We start from the raw sequence: 25,093 nt of genomic DNA, 5'->3' as shown, positions 1-25,093 counted from the left end.
GTTGTTATGAAAGGCGAATTAACTAAAGCTGTACCGCCGATGTCTGGGGAGACAAACCTACGTGAAAAAGTCGTAAACTTCTCAAATAAAATAAACTTTTCAAATAAAAGCCATGATAGAAATGTCGCGACAATCGCTTTGTTAGCGACGTTAGTAGCTGCAACTATCGTTGTTATTTTGTGGACATCAGCAAAGAACTACGTGCCGCTCTATGGGAACCAAGAAAGTTACGATAAAGCCAATATTTTAGAAATATTGGATAAAGAACAAATTGTATTTCGCATTGATAACGACACAGGCAATATTTTAGTTCCTCAAGAAAAACTAGCAGACGCACGGATCACTCTAGCGGCACGTGGTATTAAAGCTTCAATGCCTGAGGGCGTTGATAACCTCAGTGCTAAAGTATCGATGGGCACAAGCCAGTTTATGGAATCGATGCAATATCAACATGCTTTGGAGGGAGAACTTGCCCGCACCATTATTAATATGCAAGGTGTTCGCAATGCGCGAGTACATTTAGCAATACCAAAGCGTAGCTTATTTATAGGCAGGGAAGAGCAAAAATCAGCTGCATCTGTGATGGTTGATTTAGCGCCAGGGCATGAACTAAAACCTGAACAAGTAGAAGCTATTATTTCACTCATCATTGGCTCAGTACCTGGTTTAAACCCGCGAGATGTATCAGTAGTCGATCAGCGCGGCAAGTTACTGTCGGGTGATTTATTTGATACCACTCCCGTTGGTAAAGAAAGTGATAAGAAGCTCGCTTTTATCGAAAAGGTTGAACGTAACATAGAGCAACGCGCTGAAATTATGTTACTGCCTATTTTAGGTGAAGGAAATTTTCGAATTCAGGTTTCAACAGATGTTGATTTTAGCGTTGTTGAAGAAACACGTGAAGCGGTAGACCCACAAGGGGTGTTAAAGCAAGAATTGGTTAAATCAGATTCTCGACAAGACCAATTTGCCGGTGGTATTCCAGGTTCACTGGCTAATCAACCTCCACTGCCAGATCAAGAAGGTGAAGAGGCTGAAAATGAGCGAGTGTCTGAACGCAGTGAAAGTAGCCGTGAATATGAAAATGGCCGCTCTGTTACCCATACTCGTTTTGAAGTTGGACGCTTAAGCTCAATGAGCGTATCTGTACTTGTTAATGAACAAGCCGCTGCCACAGCTGAAGGTTGGAGCCAAGAAGGCCTAAATTCTTTAGGCGAAATGGTTAAAACAGCCACCGGTTTTAATGAGCAGCGTGGCGATCAGTTCAATATCACCAGTTTTGCATTTGTTGAAGCAAAACCTTTTGTACCGTCTGACGGATTACAATGGTGGCAAATGCCTGAAATTCGAGAGTATGCTCGTTACATTTTCGGTACTTTTATTAGCTTAATGCTTATTTTCTTTGCGGTAAGACCGCTGGTAAATCATTTGATTAAAGGCAAAACAACAGCTTCACCACCAAGCGAAAATGAGCAAGAAAAATTAGCTGCTGCTAAAAGCGATGCCTATGAAAGACAAAGTACACCTCTGGATGGCGCACTTGAGCGAGATAGCAAAAATGAACAGCCTGAGCAGGAAGGTGAAAATATTGCATTGCCTAAGATAGGCAGTGATTTTGAAGAGCAAATAGCACACATGCAGTTATTAGCAAGCCGAGAAACCGAGCGTGTAACCTCTGTGATTAAATATTGGGTAGAGCAAGGAGTTGAAGTTGAGTCAAGTAAATCAAGATAATGTGACAATGTCAGCACCTGCTCGTGCGTCACTCGATAGAGCTGCTATTTTACTGCTCAGTATGGGCGAAGAAAATGCAGCAAGTGTGATCCGTAAACTCGGTCGCCGTGAGGTACAGGCAATCTCAGAGCGAATGGCCAGTATTTCTAACATTACAAAAAATGATGTAGCTGACACGCTCACCAGTTTTTTCGATTGTTACCGTAACGAAAGTGGGGTTAATGGCGCATCAAGGCTGTACCTTGAAAGAGCACTTGATAAAGCCGTTGGACGTAAGCTTGCACGTGGCATGTTAGATGATATTTATGGTGGCGCGATGAGTGATGATCTGCGTCGTTTAGAGTGGATCCCACCTGAGCTAATTGTACGTTTCTTAGAGCATGAACATGTGCAAATGCAAGCACTGTTTTTAGCGTTTTTACCAGCCGATCAAGCCGCTGCTGTCATTGCATTGTTTCCTGAAGCAAAGCACGAAGACCTGTTATACCGTATTGCCAGCTTACGAGAAGTCAGTGAGCATGTGATGGATGATATTCGATTAACCATTGAAGCTTGTATTGAATTTGTTGGCAAGCAAGTCGGCTCTCAGGTAAATGGAGTTGATAAAGTTGCAGATATTATGAGCCGATATAACGGCAATAAAAGCCAAATTATTGAAGTTATTAAAAAGCATGATTTACAAGTGGCAGACGCAGTACAAGAACGTATGTATGACTTTGCCAGTTTATTACTGCAAAGTGATGAGACCCTTTCTCAATTAATGAACGATGTACCTGACGAGCTTTGGTTGATGGCATTAAAAGGTGCAGATGAAAAAATTGTTGCACGCCTTTTGGGGGCATTACCAAAACGCTTAGCGCAAGTTTATCAACAGCAGTTAGAAGCAACAACATCACAGCCGGTGAGTAAAGTGGATGCTGCACGTCGTGAAATCATGAGTATTGTACGTGATATGAGCAAGCGAGAAGAAATCACTTATCAGCTATACGAAGAAGAGACCGCGGGTTAAGTGCTATGCAAGCTTATCAGTTTCCAACGTTAACAAAAGAACAGCAGCACCAGAGTGTTCAGCAGCGTATTGATGCAGCTGAACAGGCTGCTTGGCAAAAAGGCTTTGATGAGGGATTAAAGCAAGGTCAAGCGGCGCTACAAGCTGATATAGAAAAGCGGGTCTCGCAGCAAGCTGAACTATTATTGCAAGAGCGTGAACTAGAATTAAAGCAGCAAATGCTGGCACAATTCGATGTGCTAACACAGCAAACAAAGCAACAACTTAATCTGCTGTCTAATGAAGTACTAAAAGATCTTAGTGTGTTAGTTGCGAAGGTCGCGGAGCAGGTAATTGCCTGTGAGTTAACTTTGCAGCCTAATTGCTTAATTGATTTAGTCGAACAGGCCCTCAATTTATTAGCAGGGCGAGATGATGTTAACGAAATTGTTTTTTCTAGCGCTGATGCGGCTCTTTTTGACGATTCAAGCTTTGATAAAATACCCCTAACAGTGAGTTTTGAACCTCAACTTGCAAGTGGCAGCGTAAAGCTTATTTCTAGTGAGCAAAGCCATAGCTTATCTCTTTCAGAGCGTTTAGATGCTGTACTTACTGATATAACGCCAGCCCTTCTTAACGGTCAAGTTATTCATGAGTAATACTGTGTTATCTCATGTTCTTAGTACTGCGACAAAACAGCTGACAGCCCCGCCTTTAATTCAAAGTTACGGTCGTCTTGTAAGAGTCAATGGTATGACATTAACAGCTGTCGGCGGGCAGTTTTTAATGGCAAAAAAATACCAAGTCGAGAGCATTGATGGTACGTGGAATGATGCTCAAGTGATTGGTTTTGATGATACCAAAGCGTTCTTGATGCTACTAAATAAAGCAGATGGTTTATACGCTGGTGCGAGAGTCAGAGCTGTTGCTGATACACAAGCGATAAAGATTGATATGTCTTTACTCGGAAGAGTAATTGATGCACAAATGCAACCGATAGACGATTTAGGTAACTTAAGTCGTGTTGATTTAGGAGCTGATTGCGTTCTAAAAAAACAACCCTCTTTGAACCCGTTGCAGCGTAAAGGGGTGAGCGAGCCCTTGGATGTGGGAGTCCGCTCAATAAACGGTCTTTTTACCGTTGGAAAAGGGCAGCGTTTAGGGCTTTTTGCAGGCTCTGGTGTCGGTAAAAGTAAGCTACTGGCCATGATGACTCGCTTTACCAGTGCAGACGTTGTAATCGTGTCTTTAGTTGGTGAGCGTGGCTGGGAAGTGAAAGAATTTATAGAGCAAAGTCTTGGCCCAGAAGGGCTCAAAAAGGCCATCGTAATTGCTTCCCCTGCTGATGATTCACCGCTTTTGCGAGCAAAAGCGGCGGAGTTAAGTCATCAATTGGCTGCTTTTTATCGCGACCAAGATTTAAATGTTCTGTTATTGATGGACTCTTTAACTCGCTATGCGCAAGCACAGCGAGAAATAGGCCTTGCGGTTGGCGAGTTGCCTGTCGCTAAGGGGTATCCGCCATCGGTATTTAGTAAGTTGACTCAGTTAGTTGAAAGCTCTGGAAACAGTGAAAAAAGTAAAGGTTCAATGACCGCTATCTACACGGTATTAGCAGAAGGGGACGACCAGCAAGATCCGATTGCGGACAATGCGCGGGCTATTTTAGATGGCCACATTGTATTGGACCGAACGCTTGCAGAAAAAGGTCATTATCCAGCTATTAATATTGGCGCATCTATAAGTCGTGTTATGCCTAACATTGTCTCCTCTGAGCAGCTTGCCTTTTGTTATAAGCTTAAAAAGCTCTACAGTCGATACCTACAAGTACATGAATTAATACCGCTTGGTGCCTACCAAGCAGGGAAAGATACTGAATTGGATTTAGCTGTACACTTGTATCCACAAATAGAAGCATTCTTATGCCAATCATTAAATGAAAAAGCAGACTTTGCGACTACAAATCAACAGCTTTCGCAGTTAATAGGAAAACATGATGCTAGATAAGTTTAAAAATATGCAGCAAGAAAAGCTTGATAGCATGCTCTCTGAGCAGGCTGTTTTAAAACAGCAAACCGAGTTAGAACAACAGCGATTAGCCCAATTAAAGCAATTTATCGACGATATGCAAACAAACAACCAGATGGGTAATGCAATTGGTTTGCAAAATTTAGCAGGCATGAAACACATTCTACATGGGTTATCGCAGCAGCAGGCCGAACGAGTAACGCAGCTACAAGGCGATCAATCACGTCAACAACATGCCTGTATCCAACAACTTTCATTCACGAAGGGGTTAGAGGGCGTCATTGCTAAAAAAGCACATCAGATCAAGCAAAAACAGGCTCGTCAGCATCAGAATCAACTTGATGAGTTAGTCGCGCATGCAGCCGTTCGTCGTAGTTAAAGTAACCTGCCCTATAAAGAGGGCTAACCTCTCACGTGCCTAGCACTCAGTTTTGATAGTGCTATAAGTAATTAATTTATAGAAGCTTTGCTCCTGTTTAAGGTAAAAACAACCTAGCCTTAATGAACAAAAAGGCCGGTATTTTTAATACTTTATTCTTTTTGTTAAGCATTTAGCATGTGAAAAGCTGTATTACGCCTTCATTATTAGATATTTGTGTTAAAGTTATTTAGGAATAAGCAATAATAAACGCAAGGCAAAAGTGTGATCGATACAGTCAATGCAAGTCAGCAAGATAAAGCACGGTTTTTACGTGTATTTGCATTCATTGGGGCTGTTACCTCTTTTTTTATGTCTATTACTAGTTACTTAGATGGCTACACCGTTCTTAGTGCTATGCTAGTGGTTGCAGTGGGTGTATTTGCCAGTCCGTTTATTATTAAAAATCGTGACCATACAATTGCTATACTGATGCTTTACACCTTGTATGCGATTATGTGCTTTTTGATAGTGTCTGGCGGTAATCATGGTACAGGTCCTTTATGGTTATTTATTGCCTCGCCTGTAACCTTTTTCATTCGTGGCTTAAAGCGCGGAGCGATAGATTTAATCGTACTTGCTTGTGTGATTTCAACTCTCTTTTATTACACGGACAAATTGGGTTATTACAGTTATCCAAGTCATTACTTTCCTACACGAGTTATGCTGTGTTTCTCAATTTTATGCATTCTTGGTGCGTTCTATGAGTATTACCGAAATAAGTATAGTCGTGAGCTCATAGCGCAACTTAAAATAAACAAAAAGCTGGCCCGCACCGACGCCATGACCGATTTATCAAACCGACATTATGCGACAGAGTGTATGCAAAGTCGTTGCTTTGAAGAGGGGGCCGTGTTTCTTTTAATTGATGTTGATAACTTTAAACAAGTGAATGACACCTATGGTCACCAAGTGGGTGACGAAGTGCTTATCTTTATTGCCGATATCTTTAAGAAAGTGTGTACCGATGAAGACATTAATTCGCGTTGGGGTGGTGAAGAGTTTTTAATTGTAATCCCAAAAGGGCATGAACTTCGCGCACGAAACGTTGCTGATGAAATACACACACACCTAGCAAATAATACATTTAAAAGTGGTGAGCATTCCTTCAATGTGAGTTTAAGTATTGGTTTGTATCAGCGAACCCATATGGACAGTATTGATCAGTGCTTAAATATCGCTGATAAGCGATTATACAAAGCAAAATCTCAAGGTAAAAACCAAACAGTTGCTGAGCCAGATTTGGCCAAACACGAGCCAGCCTAATAAGCCCCGCCGACTCAATTATTTTTACTGATGCTACTTTTTATCACTAACTTGTGTATTATGTGCTCATTATTTACAAGGGCATGTGAATAGTGAGTCAAGATAAGGAATATCATCAACATCTTCTTCTTAAGTTCACCGCCTGTCTTGAGGCTCACTTTTAATGTCACTCTTAGAATCATTTAAGAAGTTAGGTAACTACTTTGGTGCATACAAGGTACACCTATGCCCCGAAGTTAAAGGCCAAGTGAGTGAAAATGGTGAACCTTTAATTAACGTAAAAATAGAAAGGTTACTTTGTTTCTCTGACGGAAAATATGTAGAAAGCTATGTATATACTGATGACAAAGGCGGCTTTTCTTTTCCAGAAGCCAATATTCGCTCTAACCAACCAGCTGTGCCATTTGCAGAGCTTTTCACATCTCAAATCATAACGCTTATTCATGAAGGCACTAAATATATTTTATGGACATCAAGGTTATCAGGTACAAAGTATCGTCATGAATATGCTAAAAAATTAAGTTGTTTGAAAGCAGATATATCTGATGAGGAGGTCTTTTTTCATTTTAAAAATAATCAAGTTCTGGGTTATAAATTTCGAGCTGCGAGTATAGCGCGTTGGGATGAAGACTTTGAAGTTATAGATGTAGATTCTTATCTTGGTATATCGGATACTGAATCTGATGATCAAGAGTGTCAGTCATAACACTTAAGCCTCGTCATAGCGTTAACTTCTTTCCTTTAAATAACTTTCAATATCAATTTTCAAGCAAGTTTTAAAAAGCAAAATACCTAAAGACTAATCTGCTTGGCATAGTTTTGAGGCACAATTATTTACAATGATACTATTTTTTTTTATCGCTGAGTTGTGTACTATGTGCTCATTATTTACAAGGGCATGTGAATAGTGAGTCAAGATAAGGAATATCATCAACATCTTCTTCCCGTTAAGTTCACAGCCTGTTTTGAGGCTCATTTTTAATGTCACTCTTAGAATCATTTAAGAAGTTGGGTAACTATTTTGGTGCATACAAGGTACACCTATGCCCCGAAGTCAAAGGCCAAGTTAGTGAAAATGGCAAACCTTTAATTAACGCAAAAATAGAAAGGCTACTTTGTTTCTCTGACGGAAAATATGTAGAAAACTATGTATTTACCGATGACAAAGGCGGCTTTTCTTTTCCAGAAGCCAATATTCGCTCTAACCAACCAGCTGTGCCATTTGCAGAGCTTTTCACATCTCAAATTATAACGCTTTTTTATGAAGGCACTAAATATATCTTATGGACATCAAGGTTATCAGGTACAAAGTATCGTCATGAATATGCTAAAAAATTAAGTTGTTTGAAAGCAGATATATCTGATGAAAAAGTATCTTTCTTTTTCAGAAATGATGAAGTCGAAGGTTATAAACTAAGTGCTGGTGGTATAGCTCGTTGGGATGAAGACTTTGAAGTTATAGATCTAGACTCATACTATGGATTATCGGAAATTGAATCTGATGATGAAGACCATTAATTCTAATATAGGGAAATAAATATGAAAACATTAACGCCAGCTTTTGCTGCTGATTTTGCCGCATTGGCCTATGAAACGTTGGAAAGGGCCCCATTAGAGTCTACTGAATATTATGGCCGATTAGAACATACTTTTTCAATGGAAGCTGGCTCTATCAAAGGTGTCAGTGGCTCTATTCTTGAACGCGTTTTTACTCATTCGACCAACTTTGGTTGCATTGCAAAAGGCAAAAAGGGACTGTTTGAAGGTGATTATGTCTTAGCACTACGCGGCACGGCAAAAATGCGAGATGTGATTACTGACCTTAATTGTGGTTTGAGTACCTGTAGCAATAGTCAGCCTGTGCATGCGGGGTTTAATCACACTTTTAACTCATTTAGAAAGCAGTTAGAACAATTTTTTAGTAAAAAAGCGAGCAAAAAGCTAAATATACATGTTGTGGGTCATAGCTTAGGCGGTGCTTTGGCTAATTTAGCTGCGAATTGGTTAAAAAATCACTTTGGTGCAAATGTGAAGCTTTATACTTTTGGTGCTCCACGAGTTGGTTATCATAGCTTTGCTATACAGACAGAAGCTGCAACAAATAACCATATTTATCGCTGTGTGCATGCCGCTGACCCCGTACCTTTAGTGCCTGTCTGGCCATTTATGCATACGGAGCAAGAATATATTTTAAATGGTGCTGCAACAATTACTCCAAAAGCCCATAGTATGACAGACCAGACGCCAGGCTACTTACATACTGCGAGTAATTTTAAAAGTTATGCTGCAATCAATAAAGGTATGGAAAAACGGATTCAAGAAGAAGTCAGGCTTGATTATGATAAGCGATTAGAGTGCAGCCGTACTTCAAGATGGGCAAGAAAAATAGGCGCTGCATTAATCACATATTTACGTGATACAGGCAAGTTATATGCGATACAAAACCACTACACGAATACGCTTACCGTCTATGACCAAATTGCTAAAGCATTAACCGACAGTATCGATCTCTCTAAAAATTATACGAGTGATGTGAAGGGGATTTTAGGTTACATGCTGGCTTTTTGCGGCTATCCATTTAAAGCAATCTCATTTACGTATGCATCCATCAGGCATATTTTAAAGTTAATGCTTAAAAATGTGTTTTCTCTTGCAGGCCAAGCAATAGCACTAACAAAATAAGTACAAAAGCCGCCGATGGCGGCTTTTGTTAGGTTGCAAAATTAATGGCTTTTCTCAAAGTCATTAACTTCACGCTCTGCTTCTTCTTTCGATTTGCCGTATTTTTGCTGGATTTTACCAACAAGCTCTGTACGGCTACCTTCGATTCTATCTAAATCATCATTGGTAAGGTCGCCCCATTTACGTTGCACTTTACCTTTTAACTCTTTCCAATTGCCTTCTAAACGATCGCTGTTCATCATTATCTCCTTACTTTGTTAAACATTCACTTTAATAGAAGCAATTGATATGCCATTCAATTTAATCAGTTAAGTTATTGAAATTATTGTAGGTAATGAGCTTTAACTATAAGGCGTTTATTTTTTACTGCAATTTGTTCTTAGTTATTTATAAAACCCTGTAACTTTTTCTTGCAAGGGAGAGTCATTGTCGTCGACTGTTTTTGTTACAATAGCTAAAAATAAAGTAAGAGAAAGAAACGTGCTGCCCGTACAAGATATTTACCAATCATTGTTAACAACGATACAAAATAACCCTATGGCTTTGCTGCAAGCACCACCAGGGGCAGGTAAATCAACATGGCTGCCATTAACGCTGATGCAAGCAGGCCACTTCAAGCGGATTGTTATGCTTGAACCTAGGCGTTTGGCTGCACGTAATATTGCTCAATACTTGGCGTCTTTACAAAATGAGGCCGTTGGTGAAAGTGTTGGTTTGCGCATTAGGGGTGAATCAAAAATTAGTAATGCAACCAAGCTGGAAATTGTGACAGAAGGGATGCTGACACGGATGCTACAAAATGACCCTGAGTTAACCGGTGTCGATTTACTTATTTTTGATGAATTTCATGAACGCTCGATTGCCGCAGACACAGCCCTCGCTTTTGCGCTTGAAACACAAGCAGCCCTTAGAGACGATTTAAAAATCTTACTCATGTCGGCCACCTTAGACGGTGAACGGTACAGTGAGTTTTTTGACTGCCCAATAATATCATCTGAAGGGCGAAGTTACCCAATTGATGAAATTTATGTTCCACTTAAAGATGAAAGCCGATGGTTAGAGGATATACCTGCGGTTATTAAGCAAGCACTCAATGAGCAAACTGGTAGTGCTTTGGTGTTTTTACCAGGTCAGCGAGAAATTTTACGTGTAAAACAGGCATTGAACGATCTTGCTGATGATTGCGAAGTGTTTACTTTATTTGGTGAACAAAGCAAAGGAGAGCAACAAGCTGCTATAGCTCCTGCACAACAAGGTAAGCGAAAAGTCGTGCTGACAACAAATGTAGCCGAAACCAGCTTAACGATTGAAGGGATCCGTATTGTTGTCGACAGCGGTAAGCGCCGTGCAGCCAGCTTCAACTTAAAAACTGGGGTAACTGAACTTGTAACCCAAAGCATCTCTCGTTCCTCTGCGGTACAACGCGCAGGCCGTGCAGGGCGTTTAGAAGCTGGTGTGGTATATCGTCTAGGTAGTAAGCAAACGTTTGAACGTCGTAACAGCCATGACGCCCCAGAAATCCTAACAAGTGATATTAGCCAACTACTGCTTGAAACTAAGCAGTGGGGCGCAGCTGTTACTGAACTAAACCTTCTTGATGCACCAAGCCCACAGCAAATTAAACACGCAACAGCACTTTTAAAAATGCTTGAAGCGCTTGATGAAAATGAAAAACTAACAAAAATCGGTAGCCAAATGCTTAGTTTTGGAGCGGATATTCGTTTATCACATATGCTTATTAAGGCTAAGCAACTTCAAGCAAGTATGCCGGGAATTTATGAACTCGCTGCATACTTAGTGGCGCTGCTTGAGAGTCGTGTGAGTATACCTGCTGATCTTAAGCTTGCACTTCACAGCATGCATACAAAGCCTCATCCACTGTTTAAGCAACAATTAAACTATTGGCTATCACGTTTAAATTTGAAGGCAGTGCGTGAGCTAAATATGCAGCCCCTTGCTTTGCTGGTGGCTTTTGCATTCCCAGATCGCTTAGCGAAAAAGCGTGGCAACGGCTATTTGCTCACTAATGGCGCGGGGGCCGACTTAAGTGATGAGTTTTGGCATAACGATGACTATCTCGCTATTGCCAGTATGGGCGGCCACAAAGGGGGTCGAATATTTGCGGCAGTCGCATTTTTACCAAATGAACTTGAAGATCAGCTAGGGCATTTATTTTCAGAGCAAACCCGCTGTGAATACGATGAAAAATCTGGACGTTTTATTCATCAAGAGGAACTAAAGCTAGGGGCAATTACAGTAGCAATCCAGCCAAGTAAACTGCCTCTTGATAAGGCCGAGCGCACTAAAGCATGGCTAAATTTGTTCAACAAAAAAGGCTTTTCACTATTTAATGAGCAAAGCGAAAGTGAGCAATTACTAATTAGAATGAGCTTAGCGAGTAAATTATTGCCGCAGTCATTTCCAGTTATTAGTAGTGACGAATTGACGACTAATAATCAGTGGCTTGCACCTTTCCTTGATGAGATAAAAAACGTAGAGCAATTAAAAAAGCTTAATTACAGTGAAGCTTTAAAAAATTGTTTTGATTGGCACCAGCAGAGTTTACTAAATGAGTTGTTGCCGCTGCGTTTAACCGTCCCCAGTGGCTCAAATGTGAGAATTACATACCAGCTAGATGGACCTGCAAAGCTGAGTGTACGCATGCAAGAAGTTTACGGCATGACTAGCACACCCTTGCTTGCACAGGGCAAGTTACCCCTTCTAATGGAGCTATTGTCGCCAGCAAGGCGGCCACTACAACTCACTCAAGATTTAGAGAATTTCTGGCAAACTAGTTATAAAGAAGTACAGAAAGAGATGAAAGGTCGTTACCCCAAACATTTCTGGCCAGATAAACCAGCTTTAAGTCAGGCAACTAACAAAGTAAAAAGCAAGATGTAATCTAACTCGCACTATGTGTTAGTTCAGAGATACAGTGTGGTTATAAAGCAAAACCCCAGTAACTTAGTTACTGGGGTTTTTAATTATTCAACTTTAGCGATTACTTGTTAAGTGCCAGTTGTAGCTCACGATTGCGTTCAAGCTGCGCTAAGAAGTTGTCTGCAATTGGTTTAAACTTAGCTAACTCATCACGTGGTAGTGGCTCTGACTTAGGCAGTTTAACTGTTTTAGGATTGCGGTGAACGCCATTTACTAAAAACTCATAATGTAAATGAGGGCCTGTAACACGACCTGTTGCACCAACGGTACCAATCTTTTGACCTTGTTTTACTTTTTGACCTGTTTTAACAAGCTTTTTGTTCAAGTGTAAGTATTTAGTCACGTATTGAGTGCCGTGGCTAATAAATACATAGTTACCGTTATACTTACTGTAGCCAGCTTTAACCACTTTACCATTACCAGCAGAAACCACCGGTGTCCCCGTACGAGCAGCGTAGTCAATACCATTATGCGGCTTTACAGTCTTCGTTACTGGGTGTAAGCGACGTGGGTTGAAGCTTGAGCTTATATATTTAAAGTTAACAGGGGCACGCAAGAATGCTTTTTTCATACTACGGCCTTCAGGTGTGTAGAAGTTTCCATCAGTATGACGAATTGCAGAATAGCGTTCGCCTTGGTTGATAAATTCAGCGGCAATTATTTTGCCGTCGCCTATGTACTCGCCATCAACATAATGCGCTTCGTAAATAAGACCAAACTGGTCGCCTTTACGAATGTCGTTTGCAAAGTCAACATCCCAACCAAAGATGTCAGCAAAATTCATTATTTGGCGTTCACTTAACCCTGCGGCGATACCTGAGGTCCAAAAGCTATTGCTGATTTCGCCACCGGCCGATTTACTCAAGGTTTCGATTTCTTTACTATCGATTGCTGTGTCGTAGTGACCTTCATCATTTAAAGTAACGTACAGAGTATCGGTTTTTGAAATTACATAACGAAGCTGTGCAAGAGAACCGTCATCAGCTGTAGCAAAACTCAAAATTTCACCAGGGTGAATTTTGGTTAATTTACGCGTTTCAGCATTTGTGTTGATTAGTTTATGTAATGTTTGCGCCGAAAAGCCCGCGCGTTTGAAAATAAGTGCTAGATTATCGCCGTTACGTACTTGATGATCGACAAGGTCGTATTCTGGTAATTTAGCAGCTGCTTGCTCTGAATTTAGTTCAGTTAGTTTTTCGTTATCATCAACTTTAACTTGTAATTCGTAGCGTTTGCCAATTTCAAGTGCGTCGGCACTGTTATCCTTTGAAGCGGTGGCTTTTTCTGACGGTAATAATGCTAAGCCGATAATAGCAGAAACCAAACCGAGAATAAGCAGTTTGTGTTTTTTGGGGAGTTTATGCACTACGTGAACCATAACGTGCCTTTTTCTGCTGTCAAGAAAATTAATTACTAATATTGCAGGATATACCTAAAATAGAGCAAATACCAGTGTTTTGTAGATTTAAACTAGCGCTATTTTACGCTAGAATTGCTCAGCGTGTTAATCTTTTTTGGTTAAATTTGCAGCATATGTCTGATGTTAAGCTAAATATGCATTAGTTAACTAAAGTACCTTCATAAAAATGCAATAACGCGGTATAAAGAACAATCACGCGCGCTGCTCCACTAGGCTGATGCTTAAAATACTTAAGTTGGCTTGCTCTTGGTGCAGTTTTTCTGGAGCTAACTTGCTAAATTTAATCATTTTTAGCTCTATTTTTAACCCTGATAGGCCACCACGCCCGGTAAGCTGAATTTTTGGAGTAATACACAGTGGATTTACAAACCGCTCTAGCTGAGATAAAACGCGGTGCAGAAGAGATATTAATTGAAGACGAATTAGTTGAAAAACTAAAGTCTGGTAAAAAGCTTAAAATTAAAGCGGGTTTCGATCCAACGGCGCCTGATCTGCATTTAGGTCATACGGTTTTAATTAATAAAATGAAAACCTTTCAAGACTTAGGTCATGAGGTTATTTTCCTTATTGGTGACTTTACCGGCATGATCGGCGACCCAACGGGTAAAAATGTGACGCGTAAGCCGTTAACTCGTGAAGATGTACTTGCTAATGCAGAAACATATAAAGAGCAAGTATTTAAGATTCTAGATCCTGCAAAAACAACTGTTGCATTTAATTCTACTTGGATGGAAAACTTAGGTGCAGCAGGTATGATCAAACTGGCTGCGCGTCAAACAGTAGCACGTATGCTAGAACGTGATGACTTCAAAAAGCGTTATGCCGGTGGTCAATCAATTGCTATCCACGAATTTTTATACCCACTAGTACAAGGGTGGGATTCAGTTGCATTAGAAGCAGATGTTGAGCTTGGTGGTACAGATCAACGTTTCAACCTACTAATGGGCCGAGAGCTACAAAAAGATGAAGGTCAAAAACCGCAAACAGTGTTAATGATGCCACTGCTTGAAGGTACTGACGGCGTTCAGAAAATGTCTAAGTCATTAGGTAACTACATTGGTATTACTGATGAGCCTAATGATATGTTTGGTAAAGTAATGTCTATTAGCGATGAACTAATGTGGCGCTACTATGACTTATTAAGTGCATTATCTATCGAAGAAATTGCAGCTCTTAAACAGCGTGTTGCTGACGGTGCAAACCCGCGCGACATTAAGATTGAGCTTGCGAAAGAAATGATTGCACGTTTCCACAGTGAAGAAGCGGCAGAAGGTGCTCATCAAGATTTTATTAAGCGTTTCCAAAAAAATGCTTTACCCGATGAGATCCCAGAATTAACAGTAACGATTGCTGAAGACACTGTATTTATCACTAATTTACTAAAAGAAGCTAATCTTGTTGCAAGTACGTCTGAGGCTATGCGTATGATCAAACAAGGTGCTGTAAAAATAAATGGTGAAGAAAAAGTAACAGATACTAAGCTTGAAGTTGCTAAAGGCAGTACTGAAATTTACCAAGTAGGTAAACGTAAGTTTGCTAAAATCACCGTCGCTTAAGCGTTAATTAGACGTATTATAAAAACCAGCCTCGGCTGGTTTTTTTGTATTTGTTAAGCAAAGGCCAGAAATGTGATTATCTCAATACAGATGATAAATAGTAGCCAAAATGCTTTAGCCTGATTTAGTCGGCTTATCAGAATAGGAATGTCATCTGCACAGGGTAATCGCTCCGTACCCACACGCATTTTGTTAAAGCGCACACCTTTGTATAAAGCTGGCCCCCCTAGTTGCACACCCAGTGATGCCGCACTTACGCTAAGCAGCCAGCCAGTATTGGTTTGGTAAAAATGGCGTCCATAATGTTTAATGTAATGCAGGCTTTGTTTACTCGCGTTTGTTGCTGCAAGTGTAATGGCAAGGAGTCGAATAGGTATCCATTCAAGTACAAATAACAGCTTAGCAATAGGTATTAAAAAAGGGCTGTTAGGTAATTGTTTTTCGCGCCATGCTTGGTGAATAAGGGTTAATAAACGGTAAGTCAGGCATATTATTGCGCCGCCGACCAAGTAAAAAAAGATTACGGCAAAATACTGCCGTGCGCTTTGTAGCAGTAAAGACTCCATACATGCTTTGCAAATCCCTGGGGCTGATAGACGAGATACATCTCGTGCAACTAAACCCGCGAGTAATTCTCTGGCAGCCGCTTTCTGATTTTTTTTAACTAAGCGCGCAATTCGAAGTGTCTTCTTTTCTTGTCCACGGCTATTGAGTAATAGGTAAAGAATTAGCCCGTTGAGCAGCTCAGGATAAAAGGCAAACTCTAAAAATAACATGACCAGTACTACAATCAGCAAAGTTGTAAGCGTAAATGCAAGTATTGACGATAAATACTGATAGCTTCTTGGATTATGTTGATCGTAAAGGCGATCGCCAAGTGAAGAAAAAATAACACTCAGTAGTGTATTGGGGTGATACCAGCTTACTAAAGGGAAAAAGCGCTCAGCAAGGAGCGCTATAAAAAATACAATAATGTCCAAATGGGTTTGAACAAAACTTGCAATCACCTTATAAACTCACCGACGTCAGTTTCTCTAGTAGAGCAACAACCATTTTAGATGAATTAATAGAGGCTGTTTCGATGTACTCTTCAAATGATTGTGGAGACTCTTTACCAGCAATATCAGACATAGAGCGGATAACCACAAAAGGAGTGTCTAGTGAGTGACAGGCTTGAGCAATTGCTGCGCCTTCCATTTCTACTGCAAGCATGGTTGGGAAGTCTGCACGTGCTTTATCGATTCGCACCGGATCACACATAAATGAATCGCCTGTGCAAATTAGACCAATCATGGTTTTTACATCGCTGATTTGGCTTACGCTTTGTTCAGCAGCTTCAATTAATTTAGGATGTGCAGCAAAACCTGCTGGCATTTGTGGTACTTGGCCAATTTCGTAACCAAAGGCTGTTACATCAACATCGTGGTGACGAACTTCAGATGAAATAACGACATCACCCACGTTAAGAGAAGCCTCAAAGCCGCCAGCTGAACCTGTGTTAATCACACAATCTGGAGTGAAGTTGTCAATTAAAAGCGTAGTAGCAACTGCAGAAGCAACCTTACCAATGCCTGATTGAACAAGTGTTACAGTATGACCTGCTAACTCACCTGTGTAAAATGTGAATCCAGCTTTTGTCATTACACTTGGGTTAACCATGGTTTCGCGTAAAATTTTTACTTCTGGCTCCATCGCGCCAATAATACCAACATGCATAATATTTGTTTCCTTAGGTTGAATAGGGTGATTATATACCCAACCTTAAGTAGTTTCGAGAATTCAGCAAGTGTAAAAACAAAAAAGCAGACTTAAAGTCTGCTTTTGCCAAAATTATGACACCCTATATTTCTGCCAAGGCTGTTGAGTGAGCTTTTGCCTGAGAAGGCGACAACACGGCCGGTTTTGTTACGCGGTTGCGAGTTGGTCTTAGTGGCGCTGCACTAGGTTTACCGAGTTTAAACATAATCGCATCACGCACTTCTTTAGGTTGGTAGCCCGCTTTTACTTTCATGCGGATATGTGGAATACCTGCTGCTTCAAGTGCACCACTTACAAACCAATCACGCTGCGCTTTGTGTCCATCCTTGTTCGTGTTATTAACAAGGTCAACTGCGGCAACAATGGTGAGCTTATCTTTATCAATTAAGACATAGTCTAATTGCTTGTTTTTGGCTTTAGTAATTGCAGCACGTTTAGCTTTAGGCGAAAGCCCTTGTTTGCAGTCAATTAAGTCGATGAGTTTAACACGACTTACAATCTTATATTGATCGCCTACTGCACGTTCAAGAAGGTTTAAAAACGCACTCTCTACTTGTGTAAATACACTTTGTTTACGAGTGAAAGGGTATGGGTTTCCGCCATCATCTGTATACTTTGACGCAACAACAGAAGCCCCTACGACTAAAACTAAAATTGATAATAAAGCGAATTCCATCTGGTAACTCCACAACAACAAATTGACACTGAATTGTATTAGCAATTTATGTGCCTAAGTTGTGAGGAGTTACTGAATTAAGCGGTATATCCGTTAGCAACACCTTTTACCGCAATGGCAACGGCGTCGTGCGCATGCAAAGATTCATAGTGATTAATTTGCAACCAATAATCAGCGTAGCTTTGTGCCTCGAGCAGGGCTTTAATTTTGCGGGCAGCGTCTTCACAAAACATCAGGTTTTGACCATTTAAGCGAGCAAATTCTTGCTCATCTTCACGTTTTACGGCTGCTTGTACTGGGGTTTTCAGTTCGCTTTCAATGGCATCTATTAAACCAACAACATCAAAGCTCTCAATGCTGTTATCAAGCTTCACCTTTACATTGGCAATCGAACGTTGTGAGTGTGGTGTTGCTACTATTCCCTCTGTGCTGCCAAGCCACTCATGGACAGCTTGTTTATCAAGTTGACTGTCAGTAAATTTTTCAGCAAAGGCATTTTGAATTAACTGACGAGCAAGTGCAGCAGAGCATGGGCAAGTTGATGAGTAAGTAACATCAACCATTAATTCAAAGCTTAAGGTGCCTTGGTTTATTTTTGCTATAAGATGAATAGGGTAGTTTTTCCAGCCTACTTTACCACTTAACAGTGATTTTCGACGCAGCGGCAGTTCAAACTTAAACTCAATTTGTGCACGGTCGCTCAAATCATCATGGCTAGTAATAAAAGCATCGAGTGCTTGTGCTAATGTCTGCGGGTTAACGTGTTGCTCAGTCGATAAGGTATCAAGCGCCAAAAATAATCGCGACATATGGATGCCTTTGGCATCTTCTTTGTATAAGTTTACAAAAGCACGTGCCTTGGCAATCACATTTACAGGGGCAATATTGTGAGATTCAAAAATAAAAGGGAGCTCAATTTCACCCATGCCAACCCAGTCTAATTTACCAGTTTGTAAAGCAGGTGCTGTATCAGCAATGTCAGGCATTGTGGTTTGCATGGTTATACTCATTTCTTTGCAGTTATTAAAGCGCGGTAGTTTACATGAAAAAATATAAAAAATCGGCGTTGATGAAAAAATTCTGTGTTTATCGCACAATATGAATATTTCTAAAGGAATAGTGGTAAAATTAACTATGCTGTTTTTTTTCAATTATGTGCCTAAGCTTTATCTATGATTGATTCGTCTTTGAGTCCGTGGGCTCGCACACTCTCAAGCTTGATCTCCAAATATGGTGAGTTTAAAACTGCCGCAGTTTGTTATGCCTTATTGTTAGTCATGTCATTAATTCTGTCATGTATGTTTTATTATGTGGCTGTGGGCACAGTTACCTTGGTTGATGTTCTTGCGGTGATGTTTTTTACCGCAGTCGTATCGCCACTTTTAATTTCTGTATTATTAAACTCAATTCGTCAGTTAGAAGCCTCTTACAGTTATTTGGATAGTGCAACTAAGCAAGAAAAGCTGTTAAACCAAACACTAAAAGACAATATCAGTCGCTTAAATGAAGAGATTGATGAACGTAAAATGGCTTTTCATGCAAAGCACAGAGCAATTGAAGAGCTAAGGCGTGAAATCGCAGAACGTAAAAAAACACAGCAAGAGCTGGCACAGCAAGGGATGTTACTACGCTCAATCGTCGACTCCTCTCCCGATTTATTTTATTACCGCGACAACAATGGTGTTTTTGCAGGTTGTAATAAAATGTTTGAACAAGTGATGGGTAAAAGTAGTGAAGAGTTAATAGGGAAGAGCGTTGAAGAAATCTACCCTAGTGATTACCTTCCTGAAGTGCTGTGTACAGATAAAAAGGTAGCACAAACTCACCAAGCACTTACCTTGGATGTTGAATACCCTGTGGATGGTGAAAAACGCTGGTTTGAGATGCGTAAGTTACCGTTTATCAATGAAAAGGGGGAGTACATTGGTTTGCTCGCTTTCGGCCGTGATATTACTAGCCGTAAAGAGGCTGCTCAAGCACTTGAAGCGGCATATAAAGATAAAGGGAAATTTATTGCCACCTTAAGTCATGAGCTAAGAACTCCCTTAAACGGTATCGTTGGTTTAACCCGTATGTTACTTGATACTGAGCTCGATAAGCAGCAGCGTAGCTGGTGTAATACAGTTTTTTCTAGTGCCGAAACGCTTGGCAATATCTTTAATGATATTATTGACTTAGACAAAATTGATCGTGAGCAATTAGATATTGTCACGGACTCTGTGAATGTCGCTGACTTTATCAACGATGTAGTGAATTTTGCAGGCCTTATTGCTGAGCAAAAAGGGCTTGAGTTTAATATTAAACGTAAAGGCACGCTGGATGTTTATGCGTCGCTCGACCCAACTCGCTTACGCCAGGTTGTTTGGAATTTAATTAATAACGCTGTGAAGTTTACTCAGCAAGGTCATGTTGAGCTTGAGTGCCGCCGTGAAAACCGCCCTGATGGTCCTTGGCTTGTTATGCGAGTCACTGATACTGGGCAAGGGATCCCACGAGAGCAACTACATCGTATTTTTGATATGTATTATAAAGCACCAGATGTGAATGGTACCAATGCAATTGGCTCTGGCATTGGGCTAGCGGTAACGAAAGCACTTGTAACTGCAATGAAAGGGGAAATTCACGTGAGTAGTACAGAGGGCGAGGGAAGTGTATTTGTTGTGGAAATACCGCTTAAGCTTTGTATTGCACCGACAGAGAAAAGCTATGCTGTGCGTAGTTTAAATATTTTATTGGTTGAGGATGTTCCTCTTAATGCTGAAATTGCCACTAACTTACTTGAGCAACGAGGGCATGAGGTTATTTGGGCGGAAACCGGTGAAGATGCATTGTCGTTCGTTTATACCGAAGATGATTTAGATCTCGTGTTACTTGATATGCAGTTACCAGACATTAATGGTGACGAAGTAGCTCGCCAAATCCGTGAGGATGAACATTTTGATGGCCTGCCTATAGTCGCGTTGACTGCAAACGTTCGTAGTGCTGAAGAAGAGCTTGCAGGGATTAACATTCAAGGGGCACTCGCTAAGCCTATCAACACCACTAAACTTGATAAAATGCTCGGTGAGCTATTTGATATTAAGCAGCAACAAAACTGTCAGCCTGAGCCAATCAAAGCCGTGACTAAAAAAGACTTATCGGGTATTCGCGTTGAGCTTCTCGATATAGAAACCATTGAGGACTTTGTTGGTTCAATGGGTTTAGTTATCTTTAATCGTAGCTGTGAGTTATTCAATAAGTTGAACCCGCAGTATCAAACAGAGCTTGCAGATGCTTTGGCATCAGATGATAGAGAAGAGTATAAGTCTGTTGCCCATAAACTAAAAGGTGCGGCTGGCTCTGTGGGCTTAAATGATGTGCAGTTACACGCGAAGAAGATGGAGCACGGCGCGCTTGAACAAAGTAGTGAAGAGTTACAACAGTGGCTGGATGTTTTAGCAGCTAAAATAAATGAAGGGCGTGACGCCCTCCAATCATTTTTACAACAGTTAGAAAGTTAATTCTAATTAGCTGTCGATTTTACCAATGAAGCGATAGCCTTCACCATGGATGGTGCTAATAAGCTCAGATGTGCTGTTATCGCTTTCAAAGTGTTTTCTGATACGACGAATAGTAACGTCTACAGTACGGTCATTAGCACGCAGCTCACGACCTGTCATGTGCTTAATAAGTTGCTCACGGCTGAAGATACGACCAGGAGAGTCAAGCATTAGACGCAGTGCACGGTATTCACCTTTAGGTAAACGTTTAGCATCACCACTTGGCGATGTTAAACAACGGCTGTTTTCATCAAGTTCCCAACCGTTAAATGTAATCACACCATTTGTTTCAAGGTTTGTTTCTTCACCACCAAGCGCTGTACGTGTAATAAGGTTACGCGCACGAATTGTTAATTCGCGTGGGTTGAATGGTTTTGTGATGTAATCATCAGCACCAATCTCAAGACCTAAGATGCGGTCAACGTCGTTGTCACGACCAGTTAAGAAAATTAGACCAACGTTGCGTTTTTGGCGTAGCTCACGTGCTAAAATTAGCCCGTTTTTACCTGGCAGATTGATGTCCATAACTACAAGGTTCACATCATCATTATTTGTAAGCTTGTCATGCATATCATCGCCATCAATGGCTTCAATAACTTTGTAACCTTCAGCTTCAAATAAACTAACGAGGTTTAGTCGAGTTACGTCTTCATCCTCTACGATCAGAATGACTGGCGTTTGCATTGTATATTAACCTTTTCGGAAATTTTATTTACAAAAATTCGGTATTACCAAGCAAAACCGAATACTAGAGATTATAGGATTAGATCCAATTGTTAACAAGTAAAATCAATTTGGATAAAACTTAGCCATAGCTAACAATCGAGATTGCACTTTAAAGTTTTGCTGCAATACGTGCTGCTTATTGATATACAGTCGGATTTTATTTCCTTCTTGAACCAGAGAGGCTATACCGCCGTTTTCTAAAAAACTGATACTTTCACCTATGGTTAAAGTATCCAATGAAATTGTATCGGTCCAAAGTGGAAGTATATCATTTTCTAATGTTTCATCAACGTATGTGATATCACAAACCTGAGAAAGTTCAGAAATTTGCTGACTTTTTTTCACTAAAATAACCTTGATTGGTTTTTTGTTAATTTGCAGTTCATTTCTATCTTTTAGGAACGCACCTGGTCCGTACTCTAAGTCATAAAAACAAAATGAAATAGGGCGGGTTATGTCATCGTGGGTAAACTCGACAAACTTTGCAATCTGAAACAAAAAAGCAGATTTAACTTGATCTGGAGATTTAGCAAAAACCGACCACGATGAAAACAGCAGCAATATAAAAACAATACTTCTCATCGTATTCCACCTTCATTCATTGGTAAGGTGATAATGAAGTGTGCCCCATCTTGCGCTAACTCGTCATACACAATACTGCCACCAAGCGCTTGAGTGACTAAATTGTAAACTAAATGCATGCCTAACCCACTGCCACCTTCACCACGCTTAGTGGTAACAAATGGATCGAAAATACGTTTTTTTACTGACTTTTCAACACCGATACCATTATCAAAATAATGAATAGTGAAGTTTGATTCATTCTTTTGTACGTTAAAGGTGATTTCGTTGTCTTTATCATCATTAAATGCGTGAATCACAGAGTTACTTAGGAGTTGCTGTAAAACTTGCTGTAAGGGCCCTGATTTGGTTTCTATATTCAGGTCTTTGTCACAGTTTATTGTTATGTTAGGGTTGCGGTACTGTATTTCTGAACGCATAGAAAGCACCACATCACTTAATAAGTTATTAAGATTAACTTGTGAGGTACTCTCACTATCTTGATTCACTGCGACCTTTTTAAAGCTTGAAACAAGTTCTGCTGCTCGATTCAGGTTTCGATAAATGAGATCGAGGTTTTCAATGCCATCGTCAATAAAACGCTTTAAGTGAGTTGAGGTTAAGGTTTTTTGTTCAAACTGTGTACAAATTTCTGCAAGTTTATCGCGTAATAGGGTGGAACCGGTTATACCTAGTCCAATAGGGGTATTTACCTCATGGGCAACACCCGCAACCATTTGCCCAAGCGAAGCCATTTTTTCATTTTCAACAATTTGGTTTTGATACTGGTGCATTCTTTCTAGGGTATTAAGAAGCTCTTGATTTGCCTCGCGTAGGGCTATTGTTCGTTGGTTAACTTTTTCTTCGAGGCTTTGGTTGAGCTGCTTTATTTCTTGCTTATCTTTTTCATGACGTTCAATTTGCTTTTGTGTGCGCGCAAGCATGATATTTAAGCTAGCAGCAAGTTGATTTATTTCATCGATATTTGTCTTTTTCGCCCGTGTTTCGTAATTATGGTTCTTTGACACATCTTGCAGTAACACACTGAGCTCGTCGATTGGGTTAGCAATACGTCTTTGAATCTGGCGCGCGACAAAGTACACCAACACTAAGACAAAAAGTATCAGAAAAATATCAATAATGATTTTTCTGTTGATGTATTGGTTTAATCTGTCTAACCCACCTCGAACATACACGTAGCCTATGGTGTTGCCTTCGTAAACGATGGGGGTGATAAGCTCAATGACCTTATCTTTTATATGAGGCTCTAATAGTTCATTTATGCTGCCGACTTTAATGGGCACTGGCGGCGTTTTGCTGGCATTAAAGCTACTAAAGAAGACGGGCTCGTTAGATAACTCATCAATAGAGTAAATATGAATATTTTTGATTAATGGAACAGACTCAAATGACTTTAAGCGTTCAGTTTCTGTGTCATTATCGTCAAATAACACAGTCACTTGGGCATTATAAGAGACAATCTTCGAGAGGATCGTTATTTTATCAATAATAAGGCTTTTTTGTTCTTTAACATCAAGGTAAGTCGAAATTGAGATCGACAATGACAAGCATAATGCTGTGACTAACATAACGGCATTAGTCAATGCTTTACGAATACTTGTTTGTCTTTTGAATATTGACATATGCCTTATTAAGCCAATCTTTTTTATATTATTAGTAACTGTTTAGTCTAGCAAAGACAATAGAAAGTAACTAAATATTAGGAAAAATATTTAGTCACGGAATAGGCTATTAGGCATTTTTGCTACTTAGCAGAGTAAACGGCAAATTTGGTATTCTTAAAATCTGTGTTGAAACTAGCAAACTGCGCCTCGAGGATGGGCGGGTATTTTAAAAAGCTATTAGCAACAATCGTTAATGAACCTTGCTTGGTTAGGTGTTGTTTAGCATTAGCTAAAAATGCTTCGGCAATACTGTAATCTGTGGCGATACCTGTATGGAATGGCGGGTTGCTGATGATTAAATCAAATTTGCCACTAATATTTTCAAGGCCATCACTTAATAAAGCTTCACCTTTGAGGTTATTTAGCGCAAGCGTTTGCTCAGTGGCATAAGTTGCCAGCGCACTTACATCGCTACACACAAATTCAAGTTCAGGCTGCTTGAGTCCTAAGTAAGTAGCAATAACACCTGCACCACACGCAAAGTCGAGCACTTTACCCGTGTTAATATGAGGCGCATTATTAAGAAGTACTGCTGTACCCACATCAAGTGCACCGTGGTTAAATACCCCAGGCACGCTAATAGCTGTAAATTCTAGATCGTTTGTTTTGACTTGAAATTGTTTGTGATACCGGCTGATATCAAAGCTATTGTTTAGCGTAAGCTCAGAAAATAGATACAAAATGCAGTGTTTGGCACTGTCGATTTTGTTACTAAAGCCAGAGTAGTCTTTTAATTGCTTTTCTGCTGATTTAACGCCGCTTTTATTTTCACCTACCACAAACAACTGGGCATCTTGGTGACATACAGCACGAATGTTATCAAGGCACATTAGTGCTTCAGGCTTCGCCTTTGGATAATAGTAGATAACTAAATCATAGTTACCATTAGGAATAGTGTGATCAACCACGGCATGTACACCGGCAATTTTGCTGGCATACATGGCATTAGCGTGATTATAACTGAACGCAGTAATTTTGGCGTCAGGGTTTAGCGCTGTAAGTTCGCGTAAAAAGCCATCTTGCTCGAAGTTAACCACTAAAATGGACTTTCCAACAAGCTCGTCTTCATTTCGAAGCAATAATAAACTTGGGTTGGTTAACTTGCTCATGCTGCTT

The 25,093-nt window shown here is 40.3% G+C and carries 22 protein-coding genes; 12 read left to right on the top strand and 10 right to left on the bottom strand.

The annotated features are described in order from the left end of the window. Nucleotides 1-6 precede the first annotated feature (6 nt). From fliF to L3V38_RS12360, 9 genes are all read left to right on the top strand, one after another. Nucleotides 7-1,734, top strand: coding sequence for a flagellar basal-body MS-ring/collar protein FliF (gene fliF, locus L3V38_RS12400; protein WP_130151067.1), 1,728 nt, complete (start codon nucleotides 7-9; stop codon nucleotides 1,732-1,734). Then, entirely contained in the window at nucleotides 1,712-2,743 is a 1,032-nt protein-coding gene (locus tag L3V38_RS12395; RefSeq protein ID WP_237119604.1) for a FliG C-terminal domain-containing protein, read from the top strand. Before fliF ends, L3V38_RS12395 begins: the two co-directional genes overlap by 23 nt. A 5-nt stretch (nucleotides 2,744-2,748) precedes the next feature. After that, nucleotides 2,749-3,381 carry a FliH/SctL family protein gene (locus L3V38_RS12390; protein WP_237119603.1) on the top strand — a complete coding sequence of 211 codons (633 nt, stop codon included), beginning with the start codon at nucleotides 2,749-2,751 and terminating at the stop codon, nucleotides 3,379-3,381. After that, nucleotides 3,374-4,729, top strand: coding sequence for a FliI/YscN family ATPase (locus tag L3V38_RS12385; RefSeq protein ID WP_237119602.1), 1,356 nt, complete (start codon nucleotides 3,374-3,376; stop codon nucleotides 4,727-4,729). Before L3V38_RS12390 ends, L3V38_RS12385 begins: the two co-directional genes overlap by 8 nt. After that, nucleotides 4,719-5,129, top strand: a complete 411-nt coding sequence (locus L3V38_RS12380) for a hypothetical protein (protein ID WP_130151070.1) — start codon at nucleotides 4,719-4,721, stop codon at nucleotides 5,127-5,129. Before L3V38_RS12385 ends, L3V38_RS12380 begins: the two co-directional genes overlap by 11 nt. 264 nt (nucleotides 5,130-5,393) lie before the next feature. After that, nucleotides 5,394-6,434, top strand: coding sequence for a GGDEF domain-containing protein (locus L3V38_RS20270; protein WP_237119601.1), 1,041 nt, complete (start codon nucleotides 5,394-5,396; stop codon nucleotides 6,432-6,434). Between the two features lie 163 nt (nucleotides 6,435-6,597). After that, the gene (locus L3V38_RS12370; RefSeq protein ID WP_237119600.1) at nucleotides 6,598-7,140 is read left to right on the top strand and encodes a DUF6795 domain-containing protein; all 543 of its coding nucleotides are present in this window, start codon (nucleotides 6,598-6,600) and stop codon (nucleotides 7,138-7,140) included. Between the two features lie 275 nt (nucleotides 7,141-7,415). Then, nucleotides 7,416-7,952 (top strand): DUF6795 domain-containing protein, encoded by a 537-nt coding sequence (locus L3V38_RS12365; protein WP_237119599.1) that lies wholly within the window; start codon nucleotides 7,416-7,418, stop codon nucleotides 7,950-7,952. Nucleotides 7,953-7,973: 21 nt separating this feature from the next. Next, on the top strand, nucleotides 7,974-9,116 hold the full coding sequence (locus tag L3V38_RS12360; protein WP_237119598.1) for a lipase family protein: 1,143 nt from the start codon (nucleotides 7,974-7,976) through the stop codon (nucleotides 9,114-9,116). Between the two features lie 41 nt (nucleotides 9,117-9,157). Here the strand turns inward: L3V38_RS12360 and L3V38_RS12355 are convergent, their stop codons facing one another. Continuing rightward, nucleotides 9,158-9,355 (bottom strand): CsbD family protein, encoded by a 198-nt coding sequence (locus tag L3V38_RS12355; protein ID WP_062570328.1) that lies wholly within the window; start codon nucleotides 9,353-9,355, stop codon nucleotides 9,158-9,160. A gap of 241 nt (nucleotides 9,356-9,596) precedes the next feature. Here L3V38_RS12355 and hrpB point away from each other — a divergent pair, with 241 nt between their 5' ends. Beyond that, entirely contained in the window at nucleotides 9,597-12,017 is a 2,421-nt protein-coding gene (gene hrpB, locus L3V38_RS12350; RefSeq protein WP_237119665.1) for an ATP-dependent helicase HrpB, read from the top strand. Between the two features lie 100 nt (nucleotides 12,018-12,117). Here the strand turns inward: hrpB and L3V38_RS12345 are convergent, their stop codons facing one another. Next, complete coding sequence (locus tag L3V38_RS12345; protein WP_237119597.1) at nucleotides 12,118-13,434, bottom strand: peptidoglycan DD-metalloendopeptidase family protein; 1,317 nt, start codon at nucleotides 13,432-13,434, stop codon at nucleotides 12,118-12,120. A gap of 398 nt (nucleotides 13,435-13,832) precedes the next feature. Between L3V38_RS12345 and tyrS the strand changes: the two genes are divergently transcribed. Continuing rightward, nucleotides 13,833-15,032: a tyrosine--tRNA ligase gene (gene tyrS, locus L3V38_RS12340; RefSeq protein WP_237119596.1), complete on the top strand. Its 1,200-nt coding sequence runs from the start codon at nucleotides 13,833-13,835 to the stop codon at nucleotides 15,030-15,032. A 53-nt stretch (nucleotides 15,033-15,085) separates the two neighbouring features. On the opposite strand, the gene ampE is transcribed toward tyrS, so the two are convergent. From ampE to folE2, 4 genes are all read right to left on the bottom strand, one after another. Continuing rightward, a complete protein-coding gene (gene ampE, locus L3V38_RS12335) occupies nucleotides 15,086-16,039 on the bottom strand; it encodes a regulatory signaling modulator protein AmpE (RefSeq protein ID WP_237119595.1) in 954 nt (317 codons plus the stop codon). A gap of 1 nt (nucleotide 16,040) precedes the next feature. Further along, the gene (gene mtnN, locus L3V38_RS12330; protein ID WP_237119594.1) at nucleotides 16,041-16,748 is read right to left on the bottom strand and encodes a 5'-methylthioadenosine/S-adenosylhomocysteine nucleosidase; all 708 of its coding nucleotides are present in this window, start codon (nucleotides 16,746-16,748) and stop codon (nucleotides 16,041-16,043) included. 124 nt (nucleotides 16,749-16,872) lie between these two features. Then, on the bottom strand, nucleotides 16,873-17,466 hold the full coding sequence (locus L3V38_RS12325; protein WP_130151078.1) for a DUF2726 domain-containing protein: 594 nt from the start codon (nucleotides 17,464-17,466) through the stop codon (nucleotides 16,873-16,875). Between the two features lie 77 nt (nucleotides 17,467-17,543). After that, nucleotides 17,544-18,464, bottom strand: a complete 921-nt coding sequence (gene folE2, locus L3V38_RS12320; RefSeq protein WP_237119593.1) for a GTP cyclohydrolase FolE2 — start codon at nucleotides 18,462-18,464, stop codon at nucleotides 17,544-17,546. Between the two features lie 174 nt (nucleotides 18,465-18,638). Between folE2 and arcB the strand changes: the two genes are divergently transcribed. After that, nucleotides 18,639-20,966, top strand: coding sequence for an aerobic respiration two-component sensor histidine kinase ArcB (gene arcB / locus L3V38_RS12315; RefSeq protein ID WP_130151080.1), 2,328 nt, complete (start codon nucleotides 18,639-18,641; stop codon nucleotides 20,964-20,966). A gap of 6 nt (nucleotides 20,967-20,972) precedes the next feature. Here the strand turns inward: arcB and arcA are convergent, their stop codons facing one another. From arcA to L3V38_RS12295, 4 genes are all read right to left on the bottom strand, one after another. Continuing rightward, complete coding sequence (gene arcA / locus L3V38_RS12310) at nucleotides 20,973-21,689, bottom strand: two-component system response regulator ArcA (RefSeq protein WP_062570337.1); 717 nt, start codon at nucleotides 21,687-21,689, stop codon at nucleotides 20,973-20,975. Nucleotides 21,690-21,794: 105 nt separating this feature from the next. After that, complete coding sequence (locus L3V38_RS12305; protein ID WP_130151081.1) at nucleotides 21,795-22,313, bottom strand: YfiR family protein; 519 nt, start codon at nucleotides 22,311-22,313, stop codon at nucleotides 21,795-21,797. Further along, complete coding sequence (locus L3V38_RS12300) at nucleotides 22,310-23,935, bottom strand: ATP-binding protein (protein ID WP_237119592.1); 1,626 nt, start codon at nucleotides 23,933-23,935, stop codon at nucleotides 22,310-22,312. Before L3V38_RS12300 ends, L3V38_RS12305 begins: the two co-directional genes overlap by 4 nt. A 122-nt stretch (nucleotides 23,936-24,057) precedes the next feature. Continuing rightward, entirely contained in the window at nucleotides 24,058-25,086 is a 1,029-nt protein-coding gene (locus L3V38_RS12295) for a methyltransferase (protein WP_130151083.1), read from the bottom strand. Nucleotides 25,087-25,093 lie beyond the last annotated feature (7 nt).

This window comes from Pseudoalteromonas sp. L1, assembly GCF_021728095.1.
In the GTDB taxonomy this organism is placed as follows: Bacteria; Pseudomonadota; Gammaproteobacteria; order Enterobacterales; family Alteromonadaceae; genus Pseudoalteromonas.
The sequence above is the reverse complement of the archived record's forward strand: the minus strand, read 5'-3'. Positions and strand labels throughout refer to the sequence as shown.

What these genes read in the sequence shown, in the direction of transcription:
- L3V38_RS12355 (WP_062570328.1), bottom strand. Translation starts at nt 9,355, where the DNA reads ATGAACAGCGATCGTTTAGAAGGCAATTGGAAAGAGTTAAAAGGTAAA.
- arcB (WP_130151080.1), top strand. Translation starts at nt 18,639, where the DNA reads ATGATTGATTCGTCTTTGAGTCCGTGGGCTCGCACACTCTCAAGCTTG.
- L3V38_RS12300 (WP_237119592.1), bottom strand. Translation starts at nt 23,935, where the DNA reads ATGTCAATATTCAAAAGACAAACAAGTATTCGTAAAGCATTGACTAAT.
- fliF (WP_130151067.1), top strand. Translation starts at nt 7, where the DNA reads ATGAAAGGCGAATTAACTAAAGCTGTACCGCCGATGTCTGGGGAGACA.
- L3V38_RS12370 (WP_237119600.1), top strand. Translation starts at nt 6,598, where the DNA reads ATGTCACTCTTAGAATCATTTAAGAAGTTAGGTAACTACTTTGGTGCA.
- L3V38_RS12360 (WP_237119598.1), top strand. Translation starts at nt 7,974, where the DNA reads ATGAAAACATTAACGCCAGCTTTTGCTGCTGATTTTGCCGCATTGGCC.
- L3V38_RS12390 (WP_237119603.1), top strand. Translation starts at nt 2,749, where the DNA reads ATGCAAGCTTATCAGTTTCCAACGTTAACAAAAGAACAGCAGCACCAG.
- L3V38_RS12325 (WP_130151078.1), bottom strand. Translation starts at nt 17,466, where the DNA reads ATGGAATTCGCTTTATTATCAATTTTAGTTTTAGTCGTAGGGGCTTCT.
- folE2 (WP_237119593.1), bottom strand. Translation starts at nt 18,464, where the DNA reads ATGCAAACCACAATGCCTGACATTGCTGATACAGCACCTGCTTTACAA.
- L3V38_RS12385 (WP_237119602.1), top strand. Translation starts at nt 3,374, where the DNA reads ATGAGTAATACTGTGTTATCTCATGTTCTTAGTACTGCGACAAAACAG.
- L3V38_RS12295 (WP_130151083.1), bottom strand. Translation starts at nt 25,086, where the DNA reads ATGAGCAAGTTAACCAACCCAAGTTTATTATTGCTTCGAAATGAAGAC.
- mtnN (WP_237119594.1), bottom strand. Translation starts at nt 16,748, where the DNA reads ATGCATGTTGGTATTATTGGCGCGATGGAGCCAGAAGTAAAAATTTTA.
- L3V38_RS12365 (WP_237119599.1), top strand. Translation starts at nt 7,416, where the DNA reads ATGTCACTCTTAGAATCATTTAAGAAGTTGGGTAACTATTTTGGTGCA.
- L3V38_RS12380 (WP_130151070.1), top strand. Translation starts at nt 4,719, where the DNA reads ATGCTAGATAAGTTTAAAAATATGCAGCAAGAAAAGCTTGATAGCATG.
- arcA (WP_062570337.1), bottom strand. Translation starts at nt 21,689, where the DNA reads ATGCAAACGCCAGTCATTCTGATCGTAGAGGATGAAGACGTAACTCGA.
- L3V38_RS12345 (WP_237119597.1), bottom strand. Translation starts at nt 13,434, where the DNA reads ATGGTTCACGTAGTGCATAAACTCCCCAAAAAACACAAACTGCTTATT.
- L3V38_RS12305 (WP_130151081.1), bottom strand. Translation starts at nt 22,313, where the DNA reads ATGAGAAGTATTGTTTTTATATTGCTGCTGTTTTCATCGTGGTCGGTT.